At 57.3% G+C, this 19320-nt stretch carries 19 protein-coding genes; 13 read left to right on the top strand and 6 right to left on the bottom strand.

Annotated elements, in window-relative coordinates:
• The first annotated feature begins 184 nt into the window (after positions 1–184).
• From AC13DD_RS09290 to AC13DD_RS09280, 3 genes are read left to right on the top strand one after another with little or no spacing between them, the layout of a single operon-like run.
• Positions 185–1678, top strand: coding sequence for a DUF1538 domain-containing protein (locus AC13DD_RS09290; RefSeq protein WP_053113140.1), 1494 nt, complete (start codon positions 185–187; stop codon positions 1676–1678).
• Positions 1675–2025, top strand: a complete 351-nt coding sequence (locus AC13DD_RS09285) for a hypothetical protein (protein WP_014578443.1) — start codon at positions 1675–1677, stop codon at positions 2023–2025. Before AC13DD_RS09290 ends, AC13DD_RS09285 begins: the two co-directional genes overlap by 4 nt.
• Before the next feature lie 13 nt (positions 2026–2038).
• Positions 2039–2428, top strand: a complete 390-nt coding sequence (locus AC13DD_RS09280) for a CBS domain-containing protein (protein WP_014578444.1) — start codon at positions 2039–2041, stop codon at positions 2426–2428.
• 7 nt (positions 2429–2435) lie between these two features.
• On the opposite strand, the gene AC13DD_RS09275 is transcribed toward AC13DD_RS09280, so the two are convergent.
• Together AC13DD_RS09275 and dauA are read right to left on the bottom strand one after the other, a co-directional pair.
• Positions 2436–4382: a CASTOR/POLLUX-related putative ion channel gene (locus AC13DD_RS09275; protein WP_053113141.1), complete on the bottom strand. Its 1947-nt coding sequence runs from the start codon at positions 4380–4382 to the stop codon at positions 2436–2438.
• A gap of 71 nt (positions 4383–4453) precedes the next feature.
• On the bottom strand, positions 4454–6205 hold the full coding sequence (gene dauA, locus AC13DD_RS09270; protein WP_053113142.1) for a C4-dicarboxylic acid transporter DauA: 1752 nt from the start codon (positions 6203–6205) through the stop codon (positions 4454–4456).
• A 112-nt stretch (positions 6206–6317) separates the two neighbouring features.
• Here dauA and AC13DD_RS09265 point away from each other — a divergent pair, with 112 nt between their 5' ends.
• The gene (locus tag AC13DD_RS09265; RefSeq protein ID WP_008173301.1) at positions 6318–6497 is read left to right on the top strand and encodes a hypothetical protein; all 180 of its coding nucleotides are present in this window, start codon (positions 6318–6320) and stop codon (positions 6495–6497) included.
• Positions 6498–6585: 88 nt separating this feature from the next.
• A complete protein-coding gene (locus tag AC13DD_RS09260) occupies positions 6586–7530 on the top strand; it encodes a ChaN family lipoprotein (protein WP_008173303.1) in 945 nt (314 codons plus the stop codon).
• Positions 7531–7539: 9 nt separating this feature from the next.
• On the opposite strand, the gene AC13DD_RS09255 is transcribed toward AC13DD_RS09260, so the two are convergent.
• Complete coding sequence (locus tag AC13DD_RS09255; RefSeq protein ID WP_008173304.1) at positions 7540–8073, bottom strand: macro domain-containing protein; 534 nt, start codon at positions 8071–8073, stop codon at positions 7540–7542.
• 116 nt (positions 8074–8189) lie between these two features.
• Here AC13DD_RS09255 and AC13DD_RS09250 point away from each other — a divergent pair, with 116 nt between their 5' ends.
• Complete coding sequence (locus tag AC13DD_RS09250) at positions 8190–8900, top strand: SIMPL domain-containing protein (protein ID WP_053113143.1); 711 nt, start codon at positions 8190–8192, stop codon at positions 8898–8900.
• Between the two features lie 9 nt (positions 8901–8909).
• Here AC13DD_RS09250 and AC13DD_RS09245 read toward each other — a convergent pair whose 3' ends face one another.
• The gene (locus AC13DD_RS09245) at positions 8910–9977 is read right to left on the bottom strand and encodes a beta-N-acetylglucosaminidase domain-containing protein (protein WP_473977465.1); all 1068 of its coding nucleotides are present in this window, start codon (positions 9975–9977) and stop codon (positions 8910–8912) included.
• Between the two features lie 118 nt (positions 9978–10095).
• Between AC13DD_RS09245 and AC13DD_RS09240 the strand changes: the two genes are divergently transcribed.
• The 6 genes from AC13DD_RS09240 to AC13DD_RS09215 all read left to right on the top strand — a co-directional run bounded on the left by AC13DD_RS09240 (position 10096) and on the right by AC13DD_RS09215 (position 16380).
• Entirely contained in the window at positions 10096–10554 is a 459-nt protein-coding gene (locus tag AC13DD_RS09240) for a hypothetical protein (protein WP_008173312.1), read from the top strand.
• A gap of 145 nt (positions 10555–10699) precedes the next feature.
• Positions 10700–11776, top strand: a complete 1077-nt coding sequence (locus tag AC13DD_RS09235) for a TRAP transporter substrate-binding protein (protein ID WP_482931075.1) — start codon at positions 10700–10702, stop codon at positions 11774–11776.
• Between the two features lie 102 nt (positions 11777–11878).
• On the top strand, positions 11879–12424 hold the full coding sequence (locus tag AC13DD_RS09230) for a TRAP transporter small permease subunit (protein ID WP_482931074.1): 546 nt from the start codon (positions 11879–11881) through the stop codon (positions 12422–12424).
• Positions 12421–13716 (top strand): TRAP transporter large permease, encoded by a 1296-nt coding sequence (locus tag AC13DD_RS09225; RefSeq protein WP_014578453.1) that lies wholly within the window; start codon positions 12421–12423, stop codon positions 13714–13716. Before AC13DD_RS09230 ends, AC13DD_RS09225 begins: the two co-directional genes overlap by 4 nt.
• Positions 13717–13942: 226 nt before the next feature.
• Positions 13943–15256: an SAM-dependent methyltransferase gene (locus tag AC13DD_RS09220; protein ID WP_053113145.1), complete on the top strand. Its 1314-nt coding sequence runs from the start codon at positions 13943–13945 to the stop codon at positions 15254–15256.
• Positions 15256–16380, top strand: coding sequence for an NAD(P)/FAD-dependent oxidoreductase (locus tag AC13DD_RS09215; RefSeq protein WP_053113146.1), 1125 nt, complete (start codon positions 15256–15258; stop codon positions 16378–16380). The genes AC13DD_RS09220 and AC13DD_RS09215 overlap by 1 nt, the downstream gene beginning before the upstream one ends.
• Before the next feature lie 63 nt (positions 16381–16443).
• On the opposite strand, the gene AC13DD_RS09210 is transcribed toward AC13DD_RS09215, so the two are convergent.
• Entirely contained in the window at positions 16444–18168 is a 1725-nt protein-coding gene (locus AC13DD_RS09210) for a choice-of-anchor I family protein (protein WP_053113147.1), read from the bottom strand.
• A 157-nt stretch (positions 18169–18325) separates the two neighbouring features.
• Complete coding sequence (locus AC13DD_RS09205; protein ID WP_014578457.1) at positions 18326–18799, bottom strand: Dps family protein; 474 nt, start codon at positions 18797–18799, stop codon at positions 18326–18328.
• 229 nt (positions 18800–19028) lie between these two features.
• Here AC13DD_RS09205 and AC13DD_RS09200 point away from each other — a divergent pair, with 229 nt between their 5' ends.
• Positions 19029–19304, top strand: a complete 276-nt coding sequence (locus tag AC13DD_RS09200) for a DUF2061 domain-containing protein (RefSeq protein ID WP_175497340.1) — start codon at positions 19029–19031, stop codon at positions 19302–19304.
• Positions 19305–19320: the final 16 nt, after the last annotated feature.

Genomic DNA, 19320 nt, shown 5'->3' with positions numbered 1-19320 from the left:
CGCTGACGTTGATGGTTACTTTAGTGGTTTCAAATTTATAATTGAAATTTATATGATCTATTTTCGGCATTTTCCTGGTGAATGGTAAGAACCCCTTATTCTTGAGTTGGATCAACATCGGAAAAGTGGCTATTGTTACTGTTAACAGTGAGCAAGCATCACCCGACCCCATCAGGCGCAAACAGTGTTCTACCTGCGAGCTTTCAGCCACTCCCTTGTGCATGCCCTGAAGAACCTGTTTCCGATCATCGCCGTCGTTGTCTTCTTCCAGCTTGTTATTCTCCGGCAAATGCCGGACAACACGTTTGCGATGGCAGCGGGTCTGCTGATCGTGGCTGTCGGCGTTGCCCTGTTCCTCCAGGGCCTTGAGCTGAGCATCTTCCCGGTTGGCAAAAGTCTGTCCAATCAGTTTGCCCGCAGGGGCTCTGTGCCGGTTCTGCTCTCGTTCGGCTTCGCAATGGGCTTTTCTGCGGTGGTGGCAGAGCCGGCACTGATTGCCGTGGCCCAGCAGGCGGAGGAAATCAGCGAGGGCAAGATAAAGGCCCTGACACTCAGGATACTGGTGGCCGTTTCCGTTGGCCTCGTCGTTGCCCTGGGCGTGTTCAGAACCATATTTGGTTACCCGCTGCACTGGTTCATGATCATCGGTTACATCGTGGTGGTGATCATTACCTGGTTCGCGCCACCCGAGATTGTTGGTCTTGCCTACGATTCAGGTGGCGTGACCACCAACATCGTCACCGTTCCCCTGATTGCCGCCCTGGGCATTGGTCTCGCGGCTTCCATTCGGGGTCGAAACCCCTTGTTGGACGGCTTCGGACTGGTTGCCCTCGCGGTGATGGTTCCCATGATTACCGTTCAGCTTTACGGGATTTTTGTCTATTCCGGTGTTACCACCGATCCGACCACGGTGCCAACCCTGGTACACAATGGAACCGCCGATCAGACTCCCGTTCTGCTGACGATGCTGCTCGATCTTGCCGGCATGATCCGGGATGTACTTCCGATCATTATCACCATCCTTTTTTTCCAGTACCTGGTGTTGCGCCGGGGGCTGACCAACCCGCGCAAGATCCTGTTCGGGTTTGCGCTGGTGGTGCTCGGTCTCTATGCCTTCGTGGTCGGTCTGAAACTCGGCCTGTTCCCGATCGGCACCAGTATGGCCCGGCAACTGATGAGCATGGAGGGCTTCGTCTTTGTCTATCTCTTCGCCTTCATGATCGGGTTCGCCACCACCATGGCCGAACCCGCGTTGATCGCAATCGGACACCAGGCGGAACAGGCCGCGGCCGGTACCATAAACGGCAATGCCATCAGGATTATCGTGGCGGTCGGGGTCGCTGTCGGGATCACCCTCGGCGTCCACCGGATCATCAGTGGCGACTCCATTCACCATTACATCATTGGCGGCTATATTCTGGTCATCATCCTGACCGCGCTGGCCCCGAGATACATCATCCCGCTGGCGTACGATCTTGGCGGGGTTACCACCTCCGAGGTTACCGTACCTCTGGTAACCGCACTGGGTATTGGTCTGGCCAGCAGCATTGAAGGCCGTAACGTGCTGATCGACGGGTTCGGCCTGATTGCCTTCGCCTCCATCTTTCCGATCGTGACGGTGATGGGCTACGCCATCATTGTTGAAATGCTTGCCAAGCAGAGGAAAACAGACTCATGAAATTTTCGGTTCTGGTAGCAATTGTTCCAGAGGATCAGGAACAGGACTGCGTTAATGCCGCGAGGGACCTTGGCGCCGGTGGTATCACGGTGATTCCCGGCCGCGGCATCAGCAACACCGCGAAAAAAACCTTCTTCGGCCTGACCTACGACGGCAGCCAAAGCGTTCTGCTGATGGTGCTGGAGAAGGGCCTCTCGCTCGATATTCTGAAGGTTATCCAGAAGATACTCATGCCCGACCATAACGATTCCAGGGGACTGGTGTTCACACTTCCCCTGGAACACCTGGGCGGGATCGACATGTCCCAGGTCGCAAAATTCGAACAACATCTGAAAGATTCACTGTAACCGGAGAACAGCCATGAAACTGGTCAAAGATGTGATGGTGCGGGATGTAATGACCATCTCTCCGTTTGCCAGCATCCGTGAGGCGCTGTCACAGATGAAACAGCACTCTGTGAAATCGCTGGTGGTGGAGAAAACGAGCGAGCACGATGCCTGGGGTCTGATCACCTATACCAACGTGCTAAAAACGGTTATTGCCGAAGACGGCGACATCGACCTTCTGAACGTTTACGACGCCTGCGCCAAGCCTGTCATCAGCGTTGGCGAGAATCTGAACGTCCGACACGCTGCCAGCCTGATGAGCAAATACCGGGTAAAGCGCCTTCTGGTGCTGGCCGACAATGATCTCAAAGGCTTTGTGGTCATGGACGACATCATGGCGGCCCTGCTCGACAGCATCGACTGACCGGCATTCAGGTCATGCAAAGCACCACCAACCGGTCACCCGGCTGTAACTCAAGGTAGTCCTTGCGGGGCGGGTTCAGCTGCAGGTGGCGCTCGCTTTCATTGGCACGGTGCCGAAATATCCCGAGTGCCAGTTCACCTTCGGCCGCCACCGTTTTTTCCAGCACCTGAAACGTCGCACTGGCGGGCAAAGGGTAATCCGCCGGATCCCGGAACTGGATCTCGGCACCGCCAACGGTGAACAGTTCATCCAGCACGATGCGAAGCTCGCGCCGCAACGCCACCTGCGCCAGAACATGACTGAGAATCATGGGGCTGATCATCATCTCGCTCTGATGCCCATCCAGCAGGTGCCGGTTGTCGGGGTCGCTCAACTCCATGATCAGTTGAGGCCTCCGGGCAAAATCGGCCAGGATGTCCTCAAGCTGCAGGTACCCCACCATCGCCCGGGCATCGGCCTCTTCACCAGAAGCCAGCCGGTCACTGCTCAGCAGGATCACGGTATCGTAGCCCGCCGGCCCTATCCGGCGGAGCTCCCCCTCCACCATGTAGTCCGCCTCGATATGCCGACAGGTCAGGCGGTCCGAATTGTCGACATAGCGTGCAATGGCCTGTTCCCGTTCGGCTTTGGGAACCACGGAGACCAGATCCACCTCAAAATGACGGTGGCCATAGCTGAGGAACTCCGCGATCAGGCTGGGCACGCGTCGGTTCCAGCCTAAGACCAGAACCCGGTGATTCATCTGGTCCACGGGCCGCTCAACCCGCACCGCCTGCCCTCTCACCAAGGCAGGCAAGGGCGCCTTTTTGGGATTCGGCTCGGTCTCGGAGTAATCCCGGGCCATGATGACCACCCGATCAGCCGATGCAATGGGTGAGTCTGAGGGCGCCAGCAACTGGACGTCCCATCCTGAACCGCTGGGTTTCAACAGCCCCAGCACGATGACTTCGGGCCGGGCGGCCGCCAGCTCGCCCAGCGTCATGCCTGCCAGCGACTCGCCTCCGCGGATATAGATCTCGTTACCCTCACCGGCTGTCAGCAGCTCGTTGAACACTTCAGACAGGCCAGGATGAAGGATGTTCTGCACCATCAGGCGACTGATGGTGGCATCGCCTGCCACGACCTCCACGGCCCCGGGGTAGGCCCGCTCTATCACCGGGAGTTTGCGGACGTCCTGGATCTCGGCCACCACAAACGGCAACGAGGACTGAAAATGCCTTGCCTGCGCGGCTATGGACAGCAGCGCCTTGACCGTCTCCACGTCCGATGTGACCAGGCTGCCAGCTTCGTGGGCCGCGCTGGGCACGATAACCGCCGCTGCATCCAGGCAAGCCACCCGGTGCAGGGCATCCGGCTGGATTGCGGATCCCGATCGCAGGATGATCTGGCGGGCCCGGCGCCCGATACCAGGCTCGGTGCGCAACTCATGAACCTGGGCTGCAGACGCCTCCTCAGACAACACCACGAGGTTGAGCTTCTGGGCATCGTGCTTTTCCAGAAAACGGCGCACCCGGCCACTGGAGCCCAACAGCTCGGAGAGCAACGGGAGGGTCTGGCTGGTCCAGCCCAGCACCACCACATGATTCTTCAGCGTAACCGGCGTAAGGCCTCTCTCAAGATCCGCCATTTTAGCGATCAACCACCGTGTCAGGATCGCCACCAGAGTGCCCATGAACACCACATAGCCGCTAATAGTCAGCAGGGTCGAAACAAAGCGCTGCCAGGTGCCAACGTCGTCACCCAGGTAACCTGGATCGGTCAACCGAAGAAACGCCCACCAGATTGCAGAGCCCGGATCTTCGAAGTCGCCGCCCTGGGGAACCACAAGCAGGCCACCGATTAACGAGATCAGGCCAATGAAGACACCGACCACGAGAAGCTGAAATCCCGCGCCTTTGACGAGCTGGCGTTCCAGTATGAATTTGACTCGGTCGATCAGCCGGAAAGGCAGCATGGCAGTCCTCTTGAAGAGAGTATTTTCGTCGCGTCAGGGTAGACCATCCGGAAACGGATGGAATCAGGTTTTTATCCGGAAGCCCGATCAGTTTCAGACGCAGGGCAACTGATCAGACGCAAAGCTTCGTCCAGGGAGGAAGTATAGCGGCTAACGCCAGCTATCGGCGCAACCCCGGCACGAGCGAGGGTGCGCAAAGGCTGGAACTGAAGATCGGCAATCACAATCTGTGTACCGTCCCGTTCACAGGTAGCAATAAGCTTGTTCAAAGCGGACAGCCCGCCGGCATCGAGAATCGTCACGCCGTCCATGTACAGAATGAATCCGCGGGCGTTCCGGGCGAGCACTGCCAGTTCCCCGAAAATCCGGTCCGCAGCGGCAAAAAACAGGGGGCCGTTTATCTTGAACACCTGCCAGCCATCGGGCAGCCGGGATTCTGCAATCCGTTTGCTCTGGGTGATATCTGTAACCCGGGTCATCTGGGCCATTTCCCGCATGAACAGGACCGCCGCCAACAGGACGCCGGTGGTGATGGCAATGACCATGTCGAGCAATACCGTCAGTGAAAAGCAGGTGAGAAAAACCAGGATGTCGCTGCGCGGCGCGGTTTTCAGAAGATGCAGGGACTTGGGGGCCTCACTCATATTCCAGGCCACCATCACCAGCAGGGCGGCCATGGCCGGCATGGGAAGATACGCCAGCAGGCCCGCCAGCGAAACCAGCGCCAGCAGAACGACCAGCGAATGCACCATTGCGGAGACCGGCGACTCGGCGCCGGCCCGGTAGTTGGCCGCCGAGCGGGCGATGGCGGCCGTGGCGGTAATGCCGCCGAAAAACGGCGTGATGATGTTGCCAAGGCCCTGCCCCATGAGCTCGCTGTTGGCGCTGTGGCGTTTGCCAGTCATGCCATCAAGCACCACGGCGCACAGGAGAGACTCGATGGCCCCAAGCATGGCAATGGCAAAAGCTGCCGGCAGCAGATCCCGGACCAGCGACCATGACAGCCCGACGGGCTCGCCCGATGCCCCTGCCTGCTGCCACGGCCAGGCGAATTCCGGCAAGAACGGCGGAATACCCGCTCCCTCGGTGCCGTCCGGCAGGAGATAACTGAACCTTGAACCAATGGTATCGATAGCAGCACCCTGGGCATTCAACCAGAGCGTAAGCAGGCTTCCGATCACCACCGCTGGCAGATGCGGGGGCACCGGGGTTTTCAGGCGTGGCCAGAGCAACATGCAGGCAAGGGTGACACCGGCCACCAGGGTACTCATACCATCAAATTCCGGCAGCGCACCGGTCAGCAGGGCCAGCTTGTCCCAATAATGCTCGGGCATATCGCCAACCTGAAGGCCCAGAAAATCCCGGATCTGCAGGGTGGCAATCACCACGGCGATCCCCCCGGTAAACCCGAGGGTTACCGATTCTGGAATGTATTCGATAAAACGACCCAGTCGCATCAGAGCCATCAGAATCAGCAAAACGCCCGACATCAAGGTGGCCAAAAGCAGACCGCCCAGCCCATAGCTCTGGGCGATGGGGTACAGAATGACAACGAAAGCAGCGGTGGGGCCGGAGATGCTGAACCGGCTGCCACCGGTCAATGCGATCACAAACCCGGCAATAATGGCGGTGTAGAGGCCGTACTGGGGTGCAACACCACTGGCGATCGCCAATGCCATGGCCAGGGGTATGGCAATAATGCCCACCGTCAAACCCGCCATCACATCGCGCAGGAAACGGCGGCCCCGGTAGGGCTCATCAATACACGCTTCCCGGAATGCGTGGGCCATCCGGAGAGAAAAAAGGTGGGCTCGATGCGGCATGGGTGACTCGTTAATTGCAACTTTTAACGACTAATTATATGCTCATTATATCTACATTCAATGTTAATACGGTTAACATCATCGAAAGCCACCCGAGGTAAAGAAAAACCCAATGGAAAACCGCACTGCCCGCCTGACGTTGCTGATCGATCCCGAGAAAAAGGCCGCCTTTGAAGAACTGTGCAAGCAGGAAGATGTGACGCCATCCCAGAAAGTGCGCCAGTTCATTCGGGAATACGTGGAAGAAAGACTGGGATCGGACTGGCGCGAAGATCGTAAAAAGAAATCCTGACGGGGTTCATTACGTAAAGACTATGATGAAACCTATCGCGCCAATCCTGCTGTTTGCCACTTTGTCTGTTATGAACGGATGCACTGCCATGCCTTCATCGAAAGCCCCCGACACGCTGAATTCGGCACCGCAAACCCAGTACGATGCCCTGCTCGTAAACCCGGCAAACAAGACCGCGCTGACTCCGGAGGAACTGGCGCAGCAACTAGCCGACGTCGATGTTGTGGTTGTCGGGGAATACCACGGGCACCATGGCTCACACCTTCTGCAATCCCGGCTTCAGAGCGCCCTGTTTCGGCTGCGGCCGGAGCAGATTCTCAGCATGGAGCAGTTCAACCTGGATCGTCAGGACGAACTGAACCGTTATCTGCGGGGAGAGACGGGCGAAACCGAAATGATCGAAGACGCCGAAGCCTGGGACAATTACCGTGCCTCCTATCGTCCATTGGTGGAGTTTGCACGCCGGCACGACCTTCCGGTGATCGCGTCCAATGCGCCGGCCGACGTGGTCCGCTGCGTTGGCCGCAAGGGCCCGGGCTATCTCGACCGTATTTCAGACACCTTGAGACAGAAATTACCCGCTAAACCCTTCATGGACACCCCGGAATACCGGGAAAAGTTCATGGCGGCCATCGGTGCAAGCCACCAGGCAGACGACACCATGAGCGAGCGGATGGACAACACCTACAAGGCCCAGTTGCTCAGGGACAACGCCATGGCAACACGTATTCTTCAGGCGCGGACAGAGCACCCGGAGCACCAGGTACTGCACGTGACTGGCACCTTTCACAGTGAAAATGGCCTGGGCACCGTGGCGCTTCTGAAACAGCGCGCGCCTGAAATCTCGGTCGCCATCGTAAGCCCGGCTTTCTGGCCTTGGGACGTCAACGAAGCGCCCCTGGAGAATAATCGCGCCAAGGGTGATTTCATCTACTTTATCCAGCCTCTGCCCGACGAATTCCGGGACGCCCAGCGGGAACGTGAGGCGATGACAGCCCGCTTTCGCCGCTCGACCGACAAAAGCTGTGACTGAAACGGCCGGCTACCGGCCTGACAGGCCCGATTCCAACTCAAGTGCCTGTTCAAACACCTTCCGGTCCTCGTCGCTGAACAGCACAAACCGGACAAGGCGAACAGAGTTGAGCTCCGCCAGCGTGTCAGACACCGCCTTCATGGCCACTGCCGCCGCATCCTGCAGTGGATAGCCGAAAACCCCGGTGGAGATGGCAGGAAAAGCGATGGACGTCAGCTTATGCCGATCTGCCAGCAACAGGGCATTTCTGAAACACTCAGCCAGCAAACGGTCGGATGGCTCGTCGACCCCGTAAACCGGCCCCAGACAGTGGATTACGTGTTGGTTTGGCAGCTCGTGAGCCGAGCTGATGACTGCCTGCCCCGGCCTGATCGGCGCCAGAGCCCGGCACTCCTCTGCCAGCCCCGGTCCGGCGGCGCTGTGTATGGCGCCTGCCACGCCACTCCCTGGCAAAAGTTCGGCGTTGGCGGCATTGACGATCACATCCATATCCTGCTGTTCAGCAATGTTTCCTCTGATGCACTCAACTTTCACAACCGTCATGTTTCCTTCCTTTTCGCTTGGGGCGTGAAACGCTAATCTTGACCATGACCTCAGGATAGCAGCCAGACACCGGACGCTTTCCGGAACATTCCGGTGACGTAATACAGGGACACCCCATGAAACTTTTTGCCTCAGTGATTCTCGGCGTCAGTGCCATCATTTCTGCCGCCCTGATTGGCAATGGCCTGACCGATCTGCGCACAGGCGACCGCTACGTGACCGTTAAAGGTGTGGCTGAACGGGAAGTGAATGCCGATCTGGCCCTGTGGCCGATCCGCTTTCTCGCCACCGGTGCGTCCCTGAGTGAAGCCCAGGAAAGGGCCAGAAGCAGCCGGGACGCGATCATGGCGTTCCTCAAACTGCAGGCCATTGACCAGAATGCGGTCGAACTCCAGCGCCTGGATGTCACCGATACCCGGGCCAACCCTTACCAGGCCAACAACGGAGAGCAGAAGTTCATCATCAGCCAGACGCTGATGGTACGCAGTACTGACATCGACCGAATCCGGCAGGCAGCCCAGGGTGTCAGTGAACTGGTGGACTCCGGAGTGGTGCTGTCTTCGGACTACGGCCCGTCCGGCCCGACGTACGTATTTAACGGGCTCAACGACATCAAGCCGGAGATGATTGCCGAGGCCACGGCATCGGCCCGGGAAGCTGCCGACCAGTTCGCCCAGGATGCAAAAGCGGAACTCGGGGGGCTGCGACGTGCCAATCAGGGCGTTTTCCAGATTCTGGCCCGGGATCAGGCGCCGGGCATCATGGAACAGCAACAGCCGGTAAAAACCGTCCGGGTAGTCTCAACCGTCGAATATTACCTTCGCTAGCCCAACCGCCTACTGCGTGGCCACCATCTCATCGGTCACCTGATATTCACCCGCCAGCCAGCGCAGAATCTCGTTGGCTGCAGGGTGGTCAAAGGCATCGTAGGTATGCTGAAGGCTCTGGCGCTTTTCATCACTGATCCGGCCCAAGCCAGCGTCTTGCAGCACCAGTAAATCCGCATGCAGCTGCGCTGCCAACTCCCTGCCCAGCACCTCGCGGGCGACATGGCGGAATGCCTGGCCGTATTGATAGGAGGGTCCCAGGCGGTAGGACTCCGCCAGCGTGATAGCCGGGATGGCCGTCAGCGTTGGCTGCAGGGCCGGATTGATACCATGGCCGGCAAGGTGCGCCGCGTTGGCCGCCGGTCGCCCGGTGAAGGCTCGCAGGTGCAGATGTTGCGACATCCGGTCGCCGTCGTTGACCGGGTAGTTGTCCCAGAGCACCGGCTTGCGGCCAAGCAGGTCTCCGACACGTTTCAGATGGCCGGGTGACACTTCCCGGGAACACACTTCCTCTCCGGTCCAGAACACGTTCACCGAGTGGTCCAGCTTGCGCCCGAGCGTCTCCAGATAATCCGCCGGACGCTCCCCGAACACGCGGTCGAGAACCGGATCATCGGAATAATAGCTGGGACAGACACTCAGCTGTTTGATTGAAGTACGGTCACGGACCCAGTGCACAATGTCCGTCTGGGTACCGGCAAGGTCCGGAGTGTCTGACCGCATGTCATCGAACAGAATCGCCAGCTCATCTATCCCGATGCGCTCCAGCAGGGCGAGTTTTTCTGCCAGCGCCGCCCTGGCCTCGTCGTCAAACCGGTTGAACACCTCGAACGGACTCAGGCCGACACCAAAACGAACGCCTTCGCTACGGCAAAAGCGCGAGAAATCGGCCAGCTCCGCGGCCATCGCCGGCGGGTGCGGCTGCTGCCACTTCCGACGCAGAAAAACATCCGCCTTCGGGGCATAGAGATAAAATCCGTAACCATGGGGCGCCAGGGTGCGAACCAGTTGCCGCCGCTCCTGCCAGGTCCACATGGGGCCGTAAAATCCTTCAATGATGCCGAGTGTCGTTGCCATGGCCGATTTCCGCTCCGCTGGTTCCCGGGCCCGGTTCAGGTACCCTGTAATCTCCAAGTTTGACTAGACTTACCGGTAAAGCCAACTACAACCGAACTGCCCGACAAGGAGCAACTCAATGGAAATAAAAACGTTCGAGGATCTCATCGAATGGACGAGGCAACTGCACGCGCATCTTGCAAGGTGCCTGAAAGAGTCCGCCAAGCTCAACAACGACGAGCGAGCCAGCGCCCTCCTCGACTACCTGTCCAGCCACGAAACCATTCTCGAGAAAGCCGTACGGGAATTCGAGAAACAGGCTGATCCGAAGGCTCTCAATACCCGCATGTACGACTACCTGAACCACAAACCAATTAGGGCCAGTGCTGACTCCTACACGCACTACGCGTCAATGAGCTTTCAGGATATTGCCAGGGAAATCTTCCAGTTCCACGACCAGGTGATGGATCTCTACGATTCCCTGATTGGCAAGGCAGAGATTCCCGAGGCCAAGGCCTTGCTTGAGGATCTGCTTTCCCTCGAAGAGCACGAGGCCATGCGACTGTCGAGCCAGATCAGCCGCATGGACGACATCTGATCCGCCGTACGACCAAGGTCGTACACCAAGCGGTTTTTGATTTCGTTTGTTAACGATAATTGCTAACGTGAACTAGCATTAAGAGTGATTTTCCCCAAAAGGGGAGACGCTCGACCCACAAAAAAGATAAGAGGATAGAAGAGCAATGAAGATCCGTTCTGTTCTTTCCGCGGCTGTGCTGGCTGTGGCAACAACCTTTGCCTCCTCGCAGGCGCTCGCCCAAGATACCTTCACACTCCGCCTTGCAGAAACCTGGGGGCCAAACTTCCCTATTTTCGGTGACACCACCAAGCGCTTTGCCGAAACCGTCGAGAAAATGTCTGACGGACGCCTGAAAGTCCGTATCGATTCTTCAAACAAACACAAAGCGCCCCTTGGCATCTTCGATATGGTCAAGGCTGGCCAGTACGACATGGGCCACTCCGCTTCCTACTACTGGAAGGGCAAGGTTCCAGAGACCCTGTTCTTCACCAGCATGCCGTTCGGCATGAACGCCATGGAGCAGTACGCCTGGTTCTACCACGGCGGCGGCATGGAGCTGATGCAGGAGGTTTACGAGCCCCACAACATGCTGTCGTTCCCGGGCGGTAACACCGGCGTCCAGATGGGCGGCTGGTTCCGCGAGGAAATCAACTCACTGGAAGACCTTCAGGGCCTCAAGATGCGCATCCCCGGGTTCGCCGGTGAAGTATTCGCAGAAGTTGGCGTTAACCCGACTAACATCGCTCCGGGCGAGCTGTACACAGCCCTCGAGCGCAACACTATCGACGCCGTCGAGTGGGTGGGTCCGGCACTGGATCTGCGTCTTGGTTTCCAGCAAATTGCCGACTACTACTACACCGGCTGGCATGAGCCTGCGACCGAGCTTCAGTTCCTTGTGAACAAGCGGGTTTGGGAAAAGCTTCCGGCAGACCTGCAGGAAATCATGCGTGTTGCCATGCGCACGGCTTCCTACGATATGCTGGTTCACTCCCAGCACGCCAATGCAGAAGCCTGGGCTAACATTCGCGAAGAGCATCCGAATGTCCAGATCAAGCGTTTCCCGGACGATATCTTTGACGCGATGTACGCGGCCAATAACAAACTGCTTGATGAAGCAGCGGCCGAAAGCGACATGGCCGCCAAGATCATCGAGTCCCAGCACGACTATCTTGAGAAGAGCCGCGCTTACACCAACATTTCTGAGCGTGCCTACCTCAACACCATGGCCGAAGTCGAGTAAGATATAGGCTGTAACGGAGCCGGGATCGCTCTATGAGTGATCCCGGTTTTGTCGTTTATAGCAACGGATAAAAGCGCCAGTCCGTCTGGCGGGGGATCATCAATGCGGTGGATTATCAAACTGGACGACGGGCTTGCCCGGCTGTCCATCTTCTGTGGCTGGGTTGCCTGTGTCGCGATGATACTGATGGCAGCCAACGTCTTTTACGACGTAGTGGCCCGATACGCTTTTAACAACGTTTCAATCGGCATGCAGGAAATGGAGTGGCACCTCTATTCTGTGGTGTTCCTGCTGGGTATTCCCTACGCATTGCGCACGGATGGTCATGTTCGGGTCGACGTTTTCTACACCCGGTGGAGCAATAAAACCAAGGCCTGGATCAACCTGTTGGGTGCAGTCATTTTTGTTATTCCCTTTGCCTACCTGATCGGCATTTATGGTTACGATTTTGCCGTGGACTCTTACAGCATGGGCGAAGGCAGTGGCGATCCTGGCGGTTTGCCCCACCGCTGGATCATCAAATCCGTTATTCCCATCAGTGCAGTTTTCACCGGTATTGCCGGCCTGAACATGGTTACATACGCGATCCGGGTCATGTCCGGGGAGAAAGCGTATGCGGGTGAGCACAGCGCAGGAGGCCTCGCATGATCGGTATGATTATGTTCGGTGTGGCCCTGGTGATGCTGATGCTGGGCTTCCCGGTTGCATTCACCTTCGGTGGCGTTGCGCTGTTTTTCGGAATTTTCGCCGAGGGCATGGATCTCTTTGCCTTTATGCCCTATCGCATCATGAGCGTGATGCAGAACACCGTCCTGATGGCAGTACCGCTTTTTATCTTCATGGGCGTGGTACTCCAACGCACCAGGCTGGCGGAACAACTGCTGACATCCATGGGCCGTCTGTTCGGTGGCCTGCCCGGTGGCCTGGCTATCTCGACGATTCTGGTCGGTGCACTGCTGGCCGCCTCTACCGGTGTTGTAGGCGCCAGCGTAGTTGCCATGGGTCTGATCTCGCTGCCGGTCATGCTGGCGCATAAATACGACAAGAGACTGGCCACCGGTACCATCTGTGCGTCCGGCACCCTCGGTCAGATCGTGCCGCCATCCATCATCCTTATTATTCTGGGCGATGTCCTTGGCCTTCCGGTTGGGGATCTGTTCAAGGCCGCGGTCTGGCCCGGCGTTGTGTTGGTGGGGCTCTACATCATCTACATCCTGGTGCTGACCAGGCTGAAACCTGAAACCGCGCCGGCCATGCCGGATGAGCCAGGCGTTTCCCGTAAAAAGGAAGTCTTCAATGCGCTGTTGGCGATCATCCCGCCTCTGGCACTGATTGTGGTGGTTCTGGGCTCGATCTTCACCGGCATTGCCACGCCAACCGAGTCATCCGCTCTGGGTGGCGTTGGCGCCGTGGTTCTGGCCATCATCTACCGCCAGTTTTCCTTCAAGATGGTATGGGATGCATCCAAGGATACTGTGAAGGTGACCGCCATGGTCTTCGCGATCCTGATCGGTGCAACAGCCTTCTCCATGGTGTTCAGCTACACCGGCGGCGACTATCTGCTGGAAGAATGGTTGCTCCAGCTGCCCGGCGAGAAGTGGGGCTTCATCATTCTGGCCATGGTGGTCATTCTGGTATTGGGTTTCTTCATCGACTTCGTTGAAATCTCTTTCATCATCGTGCCGATCCTTGCCCCGGTGGCGGAAGCTATGGGCATCAACATGCTCTGGTTCGCCATCCTGATCGCCATGAACCTGCAAACGAGCTTCCTTACGCCACCGTTCGGGTTCTCGTTGTTCTACCTCAAAGGCGTCGCACCGCCGGGAGTGCGAACGACCGATATTTATAAAGGCGTACTGCCCTTCATCCTGATACAGATGTTCGTGCTGGCGCTGATTGTGATTTTCCCTGAATGGTTTGGTATGAGCTCCTCATACTGACCCGAATAATGCCGGGCCCCTGGGCCCGGCATTTTTTTATCCGCCTATTTTCGCTCTTCGCTATCCTTCCAATAGTTTTCCTCTATTTTCAGCCAACCTGACAAAATCTCACTGTTTTCTATACTGAACGGACAACCGGCGATTCTCAGACTGGTATTCGGGAACCCTGGCGCGCGCGCATCGACAAAAACATTGATGTTGAGGTTATCAAGGGAGAGCGGAGTCCATGAACCAGAGCACTGCCCAGAAAACCCGTGACAACGGGCAAGAATCCAAAAGCCATGTTCTGACCCTGCCACTGGAAAATACCCACGTGGACCGGTCACCGCACACTTACGAGCGCTGGCTGATCGCCAAGCTCATGCGGATGGCGGGATCACCGCCGCTGCGCTTCCGGCTCTGGAACGGCGATGTGATCGAACCGGAGGGTCAACACGCGCAGTTCACCCTGCATCTGACCGACCCCAAAGCCCTTTACGCGCTGGTAACCAATCCCAACCTGGCGTTCGGAGACCTCTACAGCGCCGGTCGCCTGGAGGTGGAAGGTGACCTGCCGGACCTGATGGAAACCCTCTACCGGTCCGTTCACCAGGCGCGTCAGAAGTGGCCGAAATGGCTGGAGGCCCTGTGGCGCAACCACAACCCCCGATCCACCGGCATCCCGGAAGCCAAGGAAAACATTCACCATCACTATGATCTGGGCAACGAGTTCTATCAGCTCTGGCTGGACAGCGCCGAAATGCAGTACACCTGCGCCTACTACGAGACGCCGGATCTGAGCCTTGAACAGGCCCAGCTAGCCAAACTCGAGCACGTTTGCCGCAAACTCCGGTTAAAGCCCGGCATGACGGTGGTCGAGGCCGGCTGCGGCTGGGGTGGCCTGGCCCGCTACATGGCCCGCAATTACGGCGTGAAGGTCCACTCCTACAACATCTCCAGGGAACAACTCGCATTTGCCCGAGAAGAAGCTCGCAAGCAGGAACTCGATCATCTGGTGGAGTATATCGAGGACGATTACCGGAACATCAGGGGGCAATACGACGCCTTCGTATCCATCGGCATGCTCGAACATGTGGGCAAGGAGAATTACGAGGCCCTGTCCGAGTTGATCAAACGCAGCCTCAAGCCTGACGGCATTGCCCTGCTGCATAGCATTGGCCGCAACCGCCCGATGCTGATGAACGCATGGATCGAGAAACGCATCTTCCCGGGTGCCTATCCGCCGAGCATCGGCGAATTCATGCAAATCTGTGAGCACGGCGATTTTTCAGTCCTGGACGTCGAGAACCTGCGCCTGCATTACGCCCAGACCCTGAGTCACTGGATGGAGCGCTTCAACCAGAACGAGGACAAGGTCACTGCCATGTACGACGGCCACTTCACCCGGGCCTGGCGCATGTATCTGGCCGGTTCCATCGCCGCCTTCCGGGCAGGTTCTCTGCAGCTGTTCCAGGTGGTCTTCAGCCATGGCGACAATAACCAACTTCCCCGGAACAGACGGGATCTTTACGACTTTCCTGCGGCACCCGAGGAGGCCTGATGGACTACTACGACCTGATCATCGTTGGAGCCGGCCCGGCCGGATCCACCCTGGCCAGCGCCCTCGAAAACAGCGGCAAAAAAGTGCTGATCATTGATAAACAGAATTTCCCCAGGGACAAAACCTGCGCAGGCTGGGTTACGCCTGCCGTGATGGAGACCCTGAGCATTGACCCGGAGGAATACTCCCGCGGGCGAACCCTGCAACCCATCCGGCGGTTTCGCATCGGGATGATGGGCCAGCCGGCCGTGGAGAACGATCACGGCGACGTAGTCAGCTATGGTATTCGCCGGTGTGAATTTGACGACTACCTGCTCAGCCGCGTCAACGCTCCGAAACAGCTGGCCACGCCGGTCAAATCCATCGTTCGTAAAGACGGCAACTGGGTCGTCAATGACACCTGGGAAGCGCCTCTTATTGTCGGTGCCGGCGGTCACTTCTGCCCGGTTGCGCGATTGTTGGGGGATGGCCCCGGTGGCCATGAAACCGTTGTGGCGGCCAAAGAGGTTGAATTTGAAATGACACCGGACCAGGCTTCAGCCTGCCTGGCCCGGGGCGATACGCCCGAACTCTGGTTCTGTCGGGACCTGAAGGGCTATGCCTGGGTGTTCCGTAAGGGCAATTTCCTGAATATTGGCCTGGGCCGGGAAGACAACCACAAGCTGACAGGGCATCTGGAAGCGTTTGTCGAGGAAATGAAATCCACCGGCCGGATTCCACAAGACCTGCCCGGACGCTTCAAGGGCCACGCCTATCTGCTCTACGCCCATGCCGACAGACCCCTGGTGGACGACGGTGTGATGCTGATTGGCGACGCCGCTGGCCTTGCCTACACCCAGAGTGGCGAGGGTATACGGCCGGCGATCGAATCCGCCCTTCTGGCAGCCGATGTGATTGGCGAGGCCACCGACTACTCAGCCTCCTCCCTGCAGATTTACGGTGATGCCATTGCCGAACGCTTCGGCACTCGCGCCTCCGAGCCAGACCAGGGCTGGCAGGTTCCTGACTGGGTCAAGATGCCTCTGGCCAGCAGCCTGATGCGCTCCCACTGGTTTACCCGCAAGGTGGTTACAGAGAAGTGGTTCCTGCACCAGGAGGTGCCACCGTTGAAAGTTGCTGTCTGAGGCGAAAAGCAAAACCCGGGAGCACCTATCATGATGCTTCCGGGTTTCTTTCAGGGTCAGAACTCAGTTTGCAGTCAGTTCAATTACGTCGATGCTGTACAGCGTCGTGGTGCCGCTCACTTCGTTGCCAACCGCCAGCATTGGCTTACCGCTGGGGCTGTCATCCGCAGAAATGAACGCCAGGCCTTCCGGTCCAAGATCACCGGCCATACCCGCCTCCAGATCCGCCTGGGATACCGAAAAATCTCGATTATTCAGATATTGGACAAACTCCGGATTCTGGGGATTAGTAACGTTGTAGACCATGATGCCGCCAACTCGCTCCAATCCAATAAACGCGAAAGTCTGGCCATTGATTATGCCTACGGCCACCGCCTCCGGCTCAGGGCCCTTGTCGTCCGATCGATTGTCGAAGGAATTTTCGTCATTGTTGCCGTTGAAGTTGTCGGGGATCAGGCTAGCGGTGACTCGTTCGAATTCGCTGCCGCTGTCGAAAACACGCTGGCCGTCAGCGCTCCAGATACTGAATGAGCGTGCCCCATAGCTGTACAGGGTGTCGTATTCGCAGCTGTTTTCCACGTAGAACTTGACGTCGTCCACGTCCACATTGGTGTCACCGTTCAGGTCGCCGAGTTCAGCGGGCAGCTGTGATGGGTCGCAGCCGTTGCTGATGCCCATGGTGGAGGTGGTGTTGAGACGACCCAGGTTTTCGTCTTCCAACAGATTGGTTATGGCCGCCAGCTCACCGGCTGGGTTCAAGGTCAGGTCGCCCATGCGGAATTCTTCGGTCCAGCCATCGTAATCCCGCGAATCACCCTCGTTGGCGGTGATGTAGTAGGTTTTACCGTTGTAGCCGTAGCTTGCGATGGCGTCGGGCATGTACATGCCTTTCACTGGCCAGTTGCGAATGTTGATACCGCTGTCACGGTTGCTGGCGTCCAGTTCGTTGCCGATGATGCTGTGGTCCTTGAAGCCAAGCGGCACGATGGCCGTGATTTCACCGGCAGCGATGTCCAGTTCGGCAACGGCGTTATTTTCCTGCAGGGCCACCCAGGCTTTGGTGTTGTCGATGGATACGGCTATGTATTCCGGCTCCATGTCCTGGGCCAGTGTGGCGCCTGGGCCGAAGACCCGCAGGCCCGCGGTTACCAGGTCGGCCTGGTCAGCATTGAAACCGGTGAAATCGGCGGTGGTCACGGTGGCAGACGCTACGCCGTTGGACAGATCAATAATGCTGACTGAGCCTTCAGGATCGACGCTATAGTCGTCACTCGGCTCGCCTTCGTTGGCAACCAGCACTTTCATGCCATCACGCGTGAAGGTCACCATGTCGGGCAGCGCGCCAACCACAACTTCACCAACTTTGTTGAGGTCCGTGCTGTTGTAGAACACAACCTTGCCATTTGCCTGCTTGTTCTCGGCTTCAATGGCCACTGCCACAAGATCACCATAAACCGCGACGCTATTTGCAGCAGCACCCTCAGCTGTGGCGTCAATCGTGCTCAGTTTCACAGGCATCGCTGGATCATTGATATCGAGCACATCGATCGTACTGGCGAGGGCATTCACTACGAATAGTCGCTGATTCGAGGGGTCGTGGGCGACAATCTCGGCAGCACTCTCGTCAAAAACCTCTCCTTCCGCCTGATAGGAGCCCACCACATTCAGCTCAATGAGCGTCTGACTGGTGCCAGGTGCACCGTCTGTGCCGTCGTCGCCGTCACAGCCGGCAAGGCCGAGAACTGTTGCCAGTATGGCGGTACCAAGGAGGGATTTACGCAGTTCCATATTCGCCTCGTCTTTTAAAGTGTGTTGGTTCACGACACACGTTATTGAGGCAAGGTGACATAACTGCGTCAGACAGAAGACAATCTGATGACAAACGCATTGCAGCGACAAAAAAATGGCGACCCCGCAGGGTCGCCATTCATTCAGCGCACTCGGCTCAGTGACCGAGGTAGCTGCGATACATCCACACCGTCTTCTCTTGCTGGGAGATATAGTCGCTCATCAGGGCAACGGTACCCTCGTCGTCCGCTTCACCGGCCAGACTGAGCAGTGTCCGCTGTTTGCCGATCAGCTTGGCAAAACTTTCGACAATGTTGTCCATCGCTTCCTTGCCGTCGGAAACATCTTTTCGCTCCGGCACTTCCGAACGCTCTATGTAGGTACTGTAGGCATGAGCCGGGCGATGGCCCAGCGTCAGAACCCGCTCTGCAATCTCGTCGATCTTGAGTAGCAGATCGTCGTAGAGCTCCTCGAACTTTACATGCAGCTCAAAGAAGTTGTCGCCTTTGATGTTCCAGTGGTAGCCGCGAACATTCATATAAAAGATCTGATAGTTGGACAGCAGATCATTCAGGGAATCAGCAAGCTTTGCCGTTTTCTCGGTATCAAGACCAATGAAATTCTTACCCATAACGCTTCTCCTTCGCGGTTATATAACAGGTTTATATATGAATATACGCCTGATCGGCGGACGTCAGGAAGTTTAGTTTGCTAATCTCGATGATAGGATTGATGAATGACACTATAGAAGAAGAAATAAAGATAGCCCTAACCTATCAATCATCTAAGTACATTTCATTTAACAATCATTCTCACCCGGCGTCTAATGATCGCATTAAAGAACGACACCGGAGACAATCATGAGCGCGTTAAAACTATTCGTACACAACCATGGCACGAATGGCGACCAGTCGCTGATAAAGACGGTAACGTTCGCCCTCACCCATTTTACCGTCGCTTTTACCGTGGCTTACCTGCTCACTGGTGACCTGCTCATCGGAAGCCTCATAGCCATGGTGGAACCGGCCATCAACACGGTTGCCTATTTCTTCCACGAAAAGATCTGGGCGCGGCGCCAGCGAAATGCAAGGGTTCCAGAGGGAACACTGAGCGAGGCGAGGCCTCATATCTGTTGATTCCTTTTAAGGGCCG

This window comes from Marinobacter sp. L-13 (assembly GCF_056857715.1).
This window is presented reverse-complemented; position numbering and strand designations above follow the sequence as displayed.